The following is a 13,363-nucleotide window of genomic DNA, read 5'->3' as shown; positions in this document are numbered from 1 at the left end:
AAGTGACGTCCCGTAGTTCCGTGACGACGGCCCGCACCTCTTCGGAGGGGCGGGCCGTCGCCCGTACCCAAACGCTTCTCCAGGGCGAGAACGGCATCGGTACGGTCCGCAGGACCACCCTCCCCGGCGGCCTGCGCATCGTCACCGAGACGCTCCCCTCCGTCCGCTCCGCCACCTTCGGGATCTGGGTCAACGTCGGCTCCCGCGACGAGACCCCCTCCCTCAACGGCGCGACGCACTACCTCGAACACCTCCTCTTCAAGGGCACCTCCAAGCGCAGCGCCCTCGACATCTCCTCCGCCATCGACGCGGTCGGCGGCGAGATGAACGCCTTCACGGCGAAGGAGTACACCTGCTACTACGCCCGCGTCCTCGACACCGACCTCCCCCTGGCGATCGACACGGTCTGCGACATGCTGACCGGCTCGCTGATCCGTCAGGAGGACGTCGACGCCGAGCGGGGAGTCATCCTCGAAGAGATCGCGATGACCGAGGACGACCCGGGCGACTGCGTGCACGACCTGTTCGCGCACACCATGCTCGGTGACACCCCCCTCGGCCGCCCGGTCCTGGGCACCGTCGACACCATCAACGCGCTCCAGGCAGACCGCATCCGCCGCTTCTACAAGAAGCACTACGACCCCACCCACCTGGTGGTCGCAGCCGCGGGCAACGTCGACCACGCCAAGGTCGTGCGCCAGGTCCGCAGGGCCTTCGAGCAGGCGGGCGCCCTCGGCAACCCGGACGCGACCCCCGTCGCCCCGCGCGCCGGCTCCCGTACGCTGCGCACCTCCGGCCGCGTCGAACTGCTGGGCCGCAAGACCGAGCAGGCCCACGTCGTCCTCGGCATGCCGGGCCTCGCCCGCAACGACGAGCGCCGCTGGGCGCTGGGCGTGCTCAACACCGCCCTCGGCGGCGGCATGTCCTCGCGCCTCTTCCAGGAGGTCCGCGAGAAGCGCGGCCTGGCCTACAGCGTGTACTCGTACACCTCGGGCTTCGCCGACTGCGGCCTGTTCGGCGTGTACGCGGGCTGCCGCCCGAGCCAGGTCCACGACGTGCTCAAGATCTGCCGCGACGAACTCGACAAGGTGGCCTCCGACGGCCTCACCGACGACGAGATCCGCCGCGCGGTCGGCCAGCTCTCCGGCTCCACGGTCCTCGGACTCGAAGACACCGGCGCGCTGATGAACCGCATCGGCAAGAGCGAACTGGCCTGGGGCGAGCACATGTCGGTCACCGACATGCTCACCCGCATCTCCGAGGTCACCCCGGACGAGGTCAGGGAAGTCGCCCGCGACATCCTGGGACAGCGGCCGTCCCTCTCGGTGATCGGCCCGCTCAAGGACAAGCAGGCCGCCCGCCTCGACGAAGCGGTCGCGTAACCACCCCTGGTAAGGAAGAAGCAATGAGCAAGCTGCGCGTGGCGGTCCTCGGTGCCAAGGGCCGCATCGGCTCCGAAGCGGTCCGGTCCGTCGAGGCCGCCGAGGACCTGGACCTGGTCGCCGCCCTCGACCGGGACGACTCGCTGGAGACCCTCAGGGAATCCGGCGCCCAGGTCGTCATCGACCTGACCCACCCCGACTCGGTGATGGCCAACCTCGCATTCTGTGTACGCAACGGAATGCACGCCGTCGTCGGCACCACCGGCTGGAACGACGACCGCCTCGCGCAGCTGAAATCCTGGCTCGACGCATCCCCCTCGACCGGCGTCCTGATCGCCCCCAACTTCTCCATCGGGGCCGTCCTGACCATGAAGTTCGCGCAGATCGCCGCGCCGTGGTTCGAATCGGCCGAGGTCATCGAACTGCACCACCCCAACAAGGCCGACGCCCCCTCCGGCACGGCCGCCCGCACCGCCCAGCTGATCGCCGCCGCCCGCGCCGAGGCGGGCAGCGCCCCGATGCCGGACGCCACCTCGACCGCCCTGGACGGGGCGCGCGGCGCGGACGTCGACGGCGTCCCGGTCCACTCGGTCCGCCTGCGCGGCCTCCTCGCCCACCAGGAAGTCCTTCTCGGCGGCGAGGGCGAGACCCTCACCATCCGCCACGACTCCCTCCACCACAGCAGCTTCATGCCGGGCATCCTGCTCGGCGCCCGCCGCGTGGTCACCACCCCCGGCCTCACCTTCGGCCTGGAACACTTCCTCGACCTGAACTGACGGCACCCAGCCATGCGCGCAAAGATCACCTACTTCCTCACGGCAGCCGTCCTGGTCGTCTTCTTCGTCCTGGTCGGCGGCCGCGCCGTCGCCATGATGCAACTGGGCACCCCGCTCGGCATCGGCCTCGGCACGGCCGCGCTGATCATCCCGCTCATCGGCGTCTGGTTCCTCTGGAAGAACACCGAGTTCGTACGGAAGGCCAACAAGCTCGCCGCACTCCTCGACTCCGAGGGGGCCCTGCCCGTCGACGAGCTGCGCCGCACCCCGGCGGGCCGCATCGACCGCGACTCCGCCGACGAGGTGTTCGCCAAGCGCCGCGCGGAGACCGAGGACTCCCCGGACGACTGGCGCTGCTGGTTCCGCCTGGCCATCGCCTACCAGGACGCCCGGGACACCCCGCGCGCCCGCAAGGCGATGCAGCGCGCCATCGCTCTCCACGACGGCAAGCCGGTTCCCACCGCCTGAGCACCCATGAGTAAGGGGCGACCTCCGGGAGGTCGCCCCTTACTCATGTCCTCCTGCGCTGCCTACTGCTGGCGGTACTCGTCACCCCAGGCTTCGACCGTGTCGGCCGCCCGGTCGAACGCCTCGACGCGCGACAGGAAGTCCGCACTGTGGTCGGTGAGCAGCGGCGGCAACGCGGCCCCGCCCTGCCGCTCCATGACCAGCGCCTGTCCCTGCACCGTGCGCGGCAGCCCGAGCCACCGCACCGGCTGCTGCACGGTCCGTACGTTCGAGGTCTGGTTCCACGGCACCGTCACAGTGCTGAAGAACCCCACCCGGCGCAGTCCGGCTCGGCTCACCCACACCCCGAGGCGCAGCATGCGCAGCGCACAGGCGATCACGACCGCCCCGAAACCGAGCACGATCAGCGCACCGGTCACTTCGGCGGAGAAGGCGATGATCATCGCCGACAGCAGTACGAACGACGCCAGCAGCAACAGCAAAGCGGCCGCCCCCACCCGGTAGGGCCCGGGTCGGTACGGCCGCCGCCACTGGTCGTGGTCGTCGTACGGCAGCGCAATGTCGTCCGCGCCTGCTTCAAAAGCGCGGTCGGCCGTCAGGAAAGGCAGGGGCACGACTGGTCCTCACTCACAAGCACGCTCGATTCGCTGTGCCCGGTGAGGCTACCGAGCGGGCTCCTGCCGAGCCACCTCAGGGGGTCCGGAAGGATCAATGCCCTTCGGAAGCCTCGGACTGCTGGGCCTTGCCCGGTGCGTTCTGCGGATCGAGCGCGGGAAGCCCGAAGAGCAGCGACCCGACGAGCCCGGCGACCACGGTCAGGCCGATCAGTGAGCGGCCGAGGACCTGGCTCGCGCTGGGGCGTTCGGGGGTGGGTGGGACGACGTTACTGCGGAAGCGGTCGGCCTCTGCCACGAAGGCGAACGGGACGGCTTCTCGCCGGCGAAACATGGGTGGCACTCCTTAGATCATCAATCGGGATGTGTCTGTGATGCCTTCCACAGGCACCTCTACAGAGACAGACGAACAACCGTCTCACTTGGTGCCCGATTTCCCCGAATTGCTCAAAGAATGTCCTGACGCTCCGTCGGACATCCGGAGCCTCTTTCGGCCCGTAGAGTGGACGCCGCCCAGAGCGCCGCAAGTGGAAGGACCCGCCGGTGACCGTGACCCCGGACAGCACCCCCGAAGAGCACCAGAAGCCCAGCTTCCGCAGTGAAGTCACTGTCGAGCTGGTCAAGCACGCCGCACAGGACTCGGACGTCCTGTGGGCCGCCCGCGTCTCGACGGCAGGAGAGCAGTCCCTGGACGAGCTCACCAAGGACCCCGAGCGGTCCAAGGGCCTCATCAACTACCTGATGCGCGACCGCCACGGCAGCCCCTTCGAGCACAACTCGATGACCTTCTTCATCAGCGCCCCGATCTTCGTCTTCCGCGAGTTCATGCGGCACCGCGTCGGCTGGTCGTACAACGAGGAATCGGGCCGCTACCGCCGTCTCGACCCGGTCTTCTACGTCCCCGGCGCCGAGCGCAAGCTCGTCCAGGAGGGCCGCCCCGGCAAGTACGTCTTCGTCGAGGGCACCGAGGCCCAGCAGGAGCTCACCTCCCGCGTCCTGGAGGACTCCTACCGCCAGTCCTACGAGGCGTACCAGGAGATGCTCGCCGCCGGCGTCGCCCGCGAGGTCGCTCGCGCGGCCCTGCCGGTGGGCCTGTTCTCCTCGATGTACGCCACCTGCAACGCGCGCTCCCTGATGCACTTCCTCGGCCTGCGCACCCAGCACGAGCTGGCCAAGGTGCCCTCCTTCCCGCAGCGCGAGATCGAGATGGTCGGCGAGCAGATGGAGGCCCACTGGGCTCAGCTCATGCCGCTGACCCACGCCGCCTTCAACAAGAACGGCCGCGTCGCTCCGTAGCTCCCCGCAGGCACAGATGTACGGATGGGCCGCACGAGGTGTCCGTATTGCGGCGTTTCGAGAAGTTCATCTAGGCTGATCAAACGGACCCGGCACTGCCTGAACCCCCGAGCAGGCAGTGCCGGTGTCCACTTCCCCCCAGTTCCCCCCTCCCAGCTGTCCCCCCGAGGGGACACCCCGCGCTGAGCAGCGAGTAGCGTGTTACCCATGGCTCCGATCTCCACTCCGCAGACCCCCTTCGGGCGGGTCCTCACCGCCATGGTCACGCCCTTCACGGCGGACGGCGCACTCGACCTCGACGGCGCACAGCGGCTCGCCACCCATCTGGTGGACGCAGGCAACGACGGTCTCGTCGTCAACGGCACCACCGGCGAGTCCCCGACCACCAGTGACGCGGAGAAAAACGACCTCGTACGGGCTGTACTGGAAGCGGTCGGCGACCGCGCCCACGTCATCGCCGGAGTCGGCACCAACAACACCCACCACAGCCTTGAGCTGGCCCGCGCCGCCGAGCAGGTCGGCGCCCACGGCCTCCTCGCGGTGACGCCGTACTACAACAAGCCCCCGCAGGAGGGCCTGTACCGGCACTTCACCGCCATCGCCGACGCCACCGGGCTCCCGGTGATGCTGTACGACATCCCCGGCCGCAGCGGCGTCCCGATCAACACCGAGACGATCGTCCGCCTCGCCGAGCACCCCCGGATCGTCGCCAACAAGGACGCCAAGGGCGACCTGGGCCGCGCCAGCTGGGCCATCGCCCGCTCCGGCCTCGCCTGGTACTCCGGCGACGACATGCTCAACCTCCCCCTGCTCTCCGTCGGCGCCTGCGGCTTCGTCTCCGTCGTCGGTCACGTCGTCACCCCGGAACTCCGCAGCCTCCTCGACGCGCACCTCACCGGTGACGTCCAGAAGGCCACGGAACTCCACCAGAAACTCCTCCCGGTCTTCACCGGCATGTTCCGCACCCAGGGCGTCATCACCACCAAGGCCGCGCTCGCCCTCCAGGGCCTGCCCGCAGGTCCGCTCCGCCTCCCCCTGGTCGAGCTCTCCCCGGACGAGACCCACCAGCTCAAGATCGATCTCGCCGCCGGCGGGGTACAGCTTTAAACACAGACTTCACAACTGAACAAGCACCACCGAGCACCACCGGGCGAACGCCCCCCATCCCACCCCCACACGTGCCGTCCGCGCACGTCATGACATGCACGCCACACTCCTCAGAGCTCCGTGGCGCGCGTGGTAAGGAGAGTCTTTTGAGTCATCCGCACCCCGAACTCGGCGCCCCCCCGAAGCTGGCCAAGGGCGGCCTCCGCGTCACCCCGTTGGGCGGTCTCGGCGAGATCGGCCGCAACATGACCGTCTTCGAATTCGACGGTCGCCTCCTCGTCGTCGACTGCGGCGTCCTCTTCCCCGAGGAGGAGCAGCCCGGCATCGACCTGATCCTGCCGGACTTCACCTCGATCAAGGACCGCCTCGACGACATCGAGGGCATCGTCCTGACCCACGGCCACGAGGACCACATCGGAGGCGTTCCCTACCTCCTGCGCCTCAAGCCGGACATCCCGCTGATCGGCTCCAAGCTGACCCTCGCCCTGATCGAGGCGAAGCTCCAGGAGCACCGCATCCGCCCGTACACCCTCGAAGTCGCCGAGGGCGAGCGCGAGCGGCTCGGCCCCTTCGACTGCGAGTTCGTCGCGGTCAACCACTCCATCCCGGACGCGCTGGCCGTCGCCATCCGTACCCCCGCGGGCATGGTCGTCTGCACCGGCGACTTCAAGATGGACCAGCTCCCGCTGGACGGTCGCCTCACCGACCTGCACGCCTTCGCGCGTCTGAGCGAAGAGGGCATCGACCTCCTCCTCTCGGACTCCACGAACGCCGAGGTTCCCGGCTTCGTCCCGCCCGAGCGCGACATCTCCAACGTGCTGCGGAACGTCTTCGCGAGCGCCGAGAAGCGCATCATCGTCGCGAGCTTCGCCAGCCACGTGCACCGCATCCAGCAGATCCTGGACGCCGCCCACGAGTACGGCCGCCGCGTCGCCTTCGTCGGCCGCTCGATGGTCCGCAACATGGGCATCGCCCGCGACCTCGGCTACCTGAAGGTCCCCGGCGGTCTGGTCGTCGACGTGAAGACCCTCGACGACCTGCCGGACGAAGAAGTGGTTCTCGTCTGCACCGGCTCGCAGGGCGAGCCGATGGCCGCCCTCTCCCGGATGGCCAACCGCGACCACCAGATCCGCATCGTCCCCGGCGACACGGTCATCCTGGCCTCGTCCCTCATCCCGGGCAACGAGAACGCGGTCTACCGCGTCATCAACGGCCTGACCCGCTGGGGCGCCAACGTCGTCCACAAGGGCAACGCCAAGGTGCACGTCTCGGGCCACGCCTCGGCCGGCGAGCTGTTGTACTTCTACAACATCTGCAAGCCGAAGAACCTGATGCCGGTCCACGGCGAATGGCGCCACCTGCGCGCCAACGCCGAGCTGGGCGCCCTCACCGGCGTCCGCAAGGACCACATCGTCATCGCCGAGGACGGCGTGGTGGTCGACCTGATCGACGGCCGCGCCAAGATCGTCGGCAAGGTCCAGGCCGGTTACGTGTACGTCGACGGCCTTTCCGTCGGCGATGTCACGGAGACCCACCTCAAGGACCGCCGCATCCTCGGCGACGAGGGCTTCATCTCGGTCTTCGTCGTGGTCGACAGCTCCACCGGCAAGATCGTCGGCGGCCCGACCTTCCACGCCCGCGGCTCCGGCATCGACGACGCCGCGTTCAACGCCGTCACGCCGAAGATCGAGGAGTCCCTCCTCCGCTCGGCGGCCGACGGAGTGATGGAAGCGCACCAGATCCAGCAGCTCATCCGCCGTTCGGTGGGCAAGTGGGTGTCCGACACCTACCGCCGTCGCCCGATGATCCTTCCGGTCGTCGTCGAGGTCTGACCGAGGTCTCACTACCTCATCTCCTGGAGCGGGGCACCTCGATTTGCATCGGGGCACCCCGCTCCAGTACGTTTACGACTCCACCTCAACGGGAAGCAGCGCACGTTCGCGTGTCTGTCTGCCCCGAGGCGGGTGGAAATTCCGACTCAGAACTTCTGATAAAGTCGGAACCGCCGGAAAGGGAAAACGCGAAAGCGAAGAACCTGGAAAGCACCGAGGAAATCGGCACTGGAAACAGTCTGATAGAGTCGGAAACGCAAGAACAAAGCAAAACAAGAAACACCGAACGAAACGTCCGGAGGAAAGCCCGCGAGGGTGAGTACAAAGGAAGCGTCCGTTCCTTGAGAACTCAACAGCGTGCCAAAAGTCAACGCCAAATATGTTGATACCCCGACTTGCTTCGGCAAGTTGAGGTTCCTTTGAAGTCCTGCTGGCCCATGCGGCAAGCAGGCAAACACTAGCGAGGACGCAGGAACACACCGTCTTATTCCGATGGTGGCTGTTCCGCTCTTCCGATGTGTTCACCCGATCACGGGTAAACATTCACGGAGAGTTTGATCCTGGCTCAGGACGAACGCTGGCGGCGTGCTTAACACATGCAAGTCGAACGATGAAGCCCTTCGGGGTGGATTAGTGGCGAACGGGTGAGTAACACGTGGGCAATCTGCCCTTCACTCTGGGACAAGCCCTGGAAACGGGGTCTAATACCGGATAACACTCCTGCCTGCATGGGCGGGGGTTAAAAGCTCCGGCGGTGAAGGATGAGCCCGCGGCCTATCAGCTTGTTGGTGGGGTAATGGCCTACCAAGGCGACGACGGGTAGCCGGCCTGAGAGGGCGACCGGCCACACTGGGACTGAGACACGGCCCAGACTCCTACGGGAGGCAGCAGTGGGGAATATTGCACAATGGGCGAAAGCCTGATGCAGCGACGCCGCGTGAGGGATGACGGCCTTCGGGTTGTAAACCTCTTTCAGCAGGGAAGAAGCGCAAGTGACGGTACCTGCAGAAGAAGCACCGGCTAACTACGTGCCAGCAGCCGCGGTAATACGTAGGGTGCGAGCGTTGTCCGGAATTATTGGGCGTAAAGAGCTCGTAGGCGGCTTGTCACGTCGGATGTGAAAGCCCGGGGCTTAACCCCGGGTCTGCATTCGATACGGGCAGGCTAGAGTGTGGTAGGGGAGATCGGAATTCCTGGTGTAGCGGTGAAATGCGCAGATATCAGGAGGAACACCGGTGGCGAAGGCGGATCTCTGGGCCATTACTGACGCTGAGGAGCGAAAGCGTGGGGAGCGAACAGGATTAGATACCCTGGTAGTCCACGCCGTAAACGTTGGGAACTAGGTGTTGGCGACATTCCACGTCGTCGGTGCCGCAGCTAACGCATTAAGTTCCCCGCCTGGGGAGTACGGCCGCAAGGCTAAAACTCAAAGGAATTGACGGGGGCCCGCACAAGCAGCGGAGCATGTGGCTTAATTCGACGCAACGCGAAGAACCTTACCAAGGCTTGACATATACCGGAAAGCATCAGAGATGGTGCCCCCTTGTGGTCGGTATACAGGTGGTGCATGGCTGTCGTCAGCTCGTGTCGTGAGATGTTGGGTTAAGTCCCGCAACGAGCGCAACCCTTGTTCTGTGTTGCCAGCACGCCCTTCGGGGTGGTGGGGACTCACAGGAGACTGCCGGGGTCAACTCGGAGGAAGGTGGGGACGACGTCAAGTCATCATGCCCCTTATGTCTTGGGCTGCACACGTGCTACAATGGCCGGTACAATGAGCTGCGATGTCGTGAGGCGGAGCGAATCTCAAAAAGCCGGTCTCAGTTCGGATTGGGGTCTGCAACTCGACCCCATGAAGTCGGAGTTGCTAGTAATCGCAGATCAGCATTGCTGCGGTGAATACGTTCCCGGGCCTTGTACACACCGCCCGTCACGTCACGAAAGTCGGTAACACCCGAAGCCGGTGGCCCAACCCCTTGTGGGAGGGAGCTGTCGAAGGTGGGACTGGCGATTGGGACGAAGTCGTAACAAGGTAGCCGTACCGGAAGGTGCGGCTGGATCACCTCCTTTCTAAGGAGCATCTAGACACCACTGGTGTCCAGAGACCATTTCGTCGGCAAATGTCCGGCGGTGGTTGCTCATGGGTGGAACGTTGACTATTCGGCACGGTTCGGTGAGGGACACAAGTACTGCTTCGGCGTGGAACGTGCATCTCATGGAATCGGGTCGGGCACGCTGTTGGGTGTCTGAAGGCACGGCCGTGAGGCTGTACTTCAGTGCCGGTCCCAGTGCACTCGTTCTTCGGAGCGGGGTGATGGGTGGCTGGTCGTTGTTTGAGAACTGCACAGTGGACGCGAGCATCTGTGGCCAAGTTTTTAAGGGCACACGGTGGATGCCTTGGCATCAGGAACCGATGAAGGACGTGGGAGGCCACGATAGGCCCCGGGGAGCTGTCAACCGAGCTTTGATCCGGGGGTGTCCGAATGGGGAAACCCGGCAGTCGTCATGGGCTGTCACCCATACCTGAACACATAGGGTATGTGGAGGGAACGCGGGGAAGTGAAACATCTCAGTACCCGCAGGAAGAGAAAACAACCGTGATTCCGGGAGTAGTGGCGAGCGAAACCGGATGAGGCCAAACCGTATGCGTGTGATACCCGGCAGGGGTTGCGCATGCGGGGTTGTGGGATCTCTCTTTCACGTTCTGCCGGACGTGAGACGAGTCAGAAACCGTTGGTGTAGGCGAAGGACATGCGAAAGGTCCGGCGTAGAGGGTAAGACCCCCGTAGCTGAAACATCAACGGCTCGTTTGAGAGACACCCAAGTAGCACGGGGCCCGAGAAATCCCGTGTGAATCTGGCGGGACCACCCGTTAAGCCTAAATATTCCCTGATGACCGATAGCGGATAGTACCGTGAGGGAATGGTGAAAAGTACCGCGGGAGCGGAGTGAAATAGTACCTGAAACCGTGTGCCTACAAGCCGTGGGAGCGTCGCTGTCATTCTTCGGAATGGCAGTCGTGACTGCGTGCCTTTTGAAGAATGAGCCTGCGAGTTAGCGGTGTGTAGCGAGGTTAACCCGTGTGGGGAAGCCGTAGCGAAAGCGAGTCCGAATAGGGCGATTGAGTTGCACGCTCTAGACCCGAAGCGGAGTGATCTAGCCATGGGCAGGTTGAAGCGGAGGTAAGACTTCGTGGAGGACCGAACCCACCAGGGTTGAAAACCTGGGGGATGACCTGTGGTTAGGGGTGAAAGGCCAATCAAACTCCGTGATAGCTGGTTCTCCCCGAAATGCATTTAGGTGCAGCGTCGTGTGTTTCTTGCCGGAGGTAGAGCACTGGATAGGCGATGGGCCCTACCGGGTTACTGACCTTAGCCAAACTCCGAATGCCGGTAAGTGAGAGCACGGCAGTGAGACTGTGGGGGATAAGCTCCATGGTCGAGAGGGAAACAGCCCAGAGCATCGACTAAGGCCCCTAAGCGTACGCTAAGTGGGAAAGGATGTGGAGTCGCAGAGACAACCAGGAGGTTGGCTTAGAAGCAGCCACCCTTGAAAGAGTGCGTAATAGCTCACTGGTCAAGTGATTCCGCGCCGACAATGTAGCGGGGCTCAAGCGTACCGCCGAAGTCGTGTCATTCCAGCACATACCCCCAACGGGGGCTGGGATGGGTAGGGGAGCGTCGTGTGCCGGGTGAAGCAGCCGCGGAAGCGAGTTGTGGACGGTTCACGAGTGAGAATGCAGGCATGAGTAGCGATACACACGTGAGAAACGTGTGCGCCGATTGACTAAGGGTTCCTGGGTCAAGCTGATCTGCCCAGGGTAAGTCGGGACCTAAGGCGAGGCCGACAGGCGTAGTCGATGGACAACCGGTTGATATTCCGGTACCCGCTTTGAAACGCCCAATACTGAATCAGACGATGCTAAGCCCGTGAAGCCGTTCCGGACCCTTCGGGGAAAGGAAAGTGGTGGAGCCGGTGACCCGGATCTGTACTAGGTAAGCGATGGGGTGACGCAGGAAGGTAGTCCAACCCGGGCGGTGGTAGTTCCCGGGGTAAGGGTGTAGGCCGTGTGATAGGCAAATCCGTCACACATTAAGGCTGAGACCTGATGCCGAGCCGATTGTGGTGAAGTGGATGATCCTATGCTGTCGAGAAAAGCCTCTAGCGAGTTTCATGGCGGCCCGTACCCTAAACCGACTCAGGTGGTCAGGTAGAGAATACCGAGGCGTTCGGGTGAACTATGGTTAAGGAACTCGGCAAAATGCCCCCGTAACTTCGGGAGAAGGGGGGCCATCACTAGTGATAGCACTTGCTGCTTGAGCTGGGGGTGGCCGCAGAGACCAGCGAGAAGCGACTGTTTACTAAAAACACAGGTCCGTGCGAAGCCGTAAGGCGATGTATACGGACTGACGCCTGCCCGGTGCTGGAACGTTAAGGGGACCGGTTAGTGATCTTTCGGGGTTGCGAAGCTGAGAACTTAAGCGCCAGTAAACGGCGGTGGTAACTATAACCATCCTAAGGTAGCGAAATTCCTTGTCGGGTAAGTTCCGACCTGCACGAATGGCGTAACGACTTCTCGACTGTCTCAACCATAGGCCCGGTGAAATTGCACTACGAGTAAAGATGCTCGTTTCGCGCAGAAGGACGGAAAGACCCCGGGACCTTTACTACAGTTTGATATTGGTGTTCGGTTCGGCTTGTGTAGGATAGGTGGGAGACTGTGAAGCTGTGACGCCAGTCATGGTGGAGTCGCCGTTGAAATACCACTCTGGTCGTGCTGGATGTCTAACCTAGGTCCGTGATCCGGATCAGGGACAGTGTCTGATGGGTAGTTTAACTGGGGCGGTTGCCTCCTAAAGAGTAACGGAGGCGCCCAAAGGTTCCCTCAGCCTGGTTGGCAATCAGGTGTTGAGTGTAAGTGCACAAGGGAGCTTGACTGTGAGACCGACGGGTCGAGCAGGGACGAAAGTCGGGACTAGTGATCCGGCAGTGGCTTGTGGAAGCGCTGTCGCTCAACGGATAAAAGGTACCCCGGGGATAACAGGCTGATCTTCCCCAAGAGTCCATATCGACGGGATGGTTTGGCACCTCGATGTCGGCTCGTCGCATCCTGGGGCTGGAGTCGGTCCCAAGGGTTGGGCTGTTCGCCCATTAAAGCGGTACGCGAGCTGGGTTTAGAACGTCGTGAGACAGTTCGGTCCCTATCCTCTGTGCGCGTAGGAATATTGAGAAGGGCTGTCCCTAGTACGAGAGGACCGGGACGGACGAACCTCTGGTGTGCCAGTTGTCCTGCCAAGGGCATGGCTGGTTGGCTACGTTCGGAAAGGATAACCGCTGAAAGCATCTAAGCGGGAAGCCTGCTTCGAGATGAGTATTCCCACCCCCTTTGAGGGGTTAAGGCTCCCAGTAGACGACTGGGTTGATAGGCCAGATGTGGAAGCCCGGTAACGGGTGGAGCTGACTGGTACTAATAGGCCGAGGGCTTGTCCTCAGTTGCTCGCGTCCACTGTGTTAGTTCTGAAATAACGAACAGTCCTGTGTTTACAGCCAGGTGTTCAAATTTCATAGTGTTTCGGTGGTCATAGCGTTAGGGAAACGCCCGGTTACATTCCGAACCCGGAAGCTAAGCCTTTCAGCGCCGATGGTACTGCAGGGGGGACCCTGTGGGAGAGTAGGACGCCGCCGAACAATCATTGTGGAAATGCCCCGTACCGGGAGACCGGTACGGGGCATTTCTGCGTTTAAGGGGGCTTCTCTCCGGGGTTACCGCGGCGAAGGCTTCGGGAGCCTCCACGGCGAGGTTCTTAGAAGGGGAGCGCGCCGGGGAGGGGCGTGCGCGCGGCAGACGCTCTGCTGGGCCTTCCAGGTCATGTGGAGGGGGCGTTGGAGAG

At 63.7% G+C, this 13,363-nt stretch carries 8 protein-coding genes and 3 rRNA genes; 9 read left to right on the top strand and 2 right to left on the bottom strand.

Features of this window, described 5'->3' with window-relative positions; genetic code table 11:
• Positions 1 to 2: 2 nt before the first annotated feature.
• From OG897_RS20475 to OG897_RS20465, 3 genes are read left to right on the top strand one after another with little or no spacing between them, the layout of a single operon-like run.
• Complete coding sequence (locus OG897_RS20475; RefSeq protein WP_266658643.1) at positions 3 to 1,382, top strand: pitrilysin family protein; 1,380 nt, start codon at positions 3 to 5, stop codon at positions 1,380 to 1,382.
• A gap of 23 nt (positions 1,383 to 1,405) precedes the next feature.
• Positions 1,406 to 2,158 (top strand): 4-hydroxy-tetrahydrodipicolinate reductase, encoded by a 753-nt coding sequence (gene dapB, locus OG897_RS20470; RefSeq protein ID WP_266658642.1) that lies wholly within the window; start codon positions 1,406 to 1,408, stop codon positions 2,156 to 2,158.
• 12 nt (positions 2,159 to 2,170) lie between these two features.
• Positions 2,171 to 2,626 carry a hypothetical protein gene (locus tag OG897_RS20465; RefSeq protein ID WP_266658641.1) on the top strand — a complete coding sequence of 152 codons (456 nt, stop codon included), beginning with the start codon at positions 2,171 to 2,173 and terminating at the stop codon, positions 2,624 to 2,626.
• Between the two features lie 62 nt (positions 2,627 to 2,688).
• On the opposite strand, the gene OG897_RS20460 is transcribed toward OG897_RS20465, so the two are convergent.
• On the bottom strand, positions 2,689 to 3,240 hold the full coding sequence (locus tag OG897_RS20460; RefSeq protein ID WP_266658640.1) for a hypothetical protein: 552 nt from the start codon (positions 3,238 to 3,240) through the stop codon (positions 2,689 to 2,691).
• A 94-nt stretch (positions 3,241 to 3,334) separates the two neighbouring features.
• Positions 3,335 to 3,574 (bottom strand): hypothetical protein, encoded by a 240-nt coding sequence (locus OG897_RS20455; RefSeq protein WP_266658639.1) that lies wholly within the window; start codon positions 3,572 to 3,574, stop codon positions 3,335 to 3,337.
• Positions 3,575 to 3,789: 215 nt separating this feature from the next.
• Here OG897_RS20455 and thyX point away from each other — a divergent pair, with 215 nt between their 5' ends.
• From thyX to rrf, 6 genes are all read left to right on the top strand, one after another.
• A complete protein-coding gene (thyX, locus tag OG897_RS20450) occupies positions 3,790 to 4,536 on the top strand; it encodes an FAD-dependent thymidylate synthase (RefSeq protein WP_266660357.1) in 747 nt (248 codons plus the stop codon).
• A 207-nt stretch (positions 4,537 to 4,743) separates the two neighbouring features.
• The gene (gene dapA / locus OG897_RS20445; protein ID WP_266658638.1) at positions 4,744 to 5,643 is read left to right on the top strand and encodes a 4-hydroxy-tetrahydrodipicolinate synthase; all 900 of its coding nucleotides are present in this window, start codon (positions 4,744 to 4,746) and stop codon (positions 5,641 to 5,643) included.
• A gap of 146 nt (positions 5,644 to 5,789) precedes the next feature.
• The gene (locus OG897_RS20440) at positions 5,790 to 7,475 is read left to right on the top strand and encodes a ribonuclease J (protein ID WP_266658637.1); all 1,686 of its coding nucleotides are present in this window, start codon (positions 5,790 to 5,792) and stop codon (positions 7,473 to 7,475) included.
• Positions 7,476 to 8,017: 542 nt separating this feature from the next.
• A 16S ribosomal RNA gene (locus OG897_RS20435) occupies positions 8,018 to 9,542 on the top strand.
• Between the two features lie 295 nt (positions 9,543 to 9,837).
• Positions 9,838 to 12,963 (top strand): 23S ribosomal RNA (locus OG897_RS20430).
• An 80-nt stretch (positions 12,964 to 13,043) separates the two neighbouring features.
• Positions 13,044 to 13,160, top strand: a 5S ribosomal RNA gene (rrf, locus tag OG897_RS20425).
• The 16S, 23S and 5S rRNA genes sit together here, the layout of an rRNA operon.
• Positions 13,161 to 13,363 lie beyond the last annotated feature (203 nt).

Source organism: Streptomyces sp. NBC_00237, from assembly GCF_026342435.1.
GTDB lineage: Bacteria > Actinomycetota > Actinomycetes > Streptomycetales > Streptomycetaceae > Streptomyces.
Note: the sequence above shows the minus strand (reverse complement) of the source record. Positions and strands in the feature narration are given on the sequence as shown.

Coding starts and splice junctions, on each gene's coding strand:
- dapB (WP_266658642.1), top strand. CDS start 1,406: ATGAGCAAGCTGCGCGTGGCGGTCCTCGGTGCCAAGGGCCGCATCGGC.
- OG897_RS20455 (WP_266658639.1), bottom strand. CDS start 3,574: ATGTTTCGCCGGCGAGAAGCCGTCCCGTTCGCCTTCGTGGCAGAGGCC.
- OG897_RS20465 (WP_266658641.1), top strand. CDS start 2,171: ATGCGCGCAAAGATCACCTACTTCCTCACGGCAGCCGTCCTGGTCGTC.
- dapA (WP_266658638.1), top strand. CDS start 4,744: ATGGCTCCGATCTCCACTCCGCAGACCCCCTTCGGGCGGGTCCTCACC.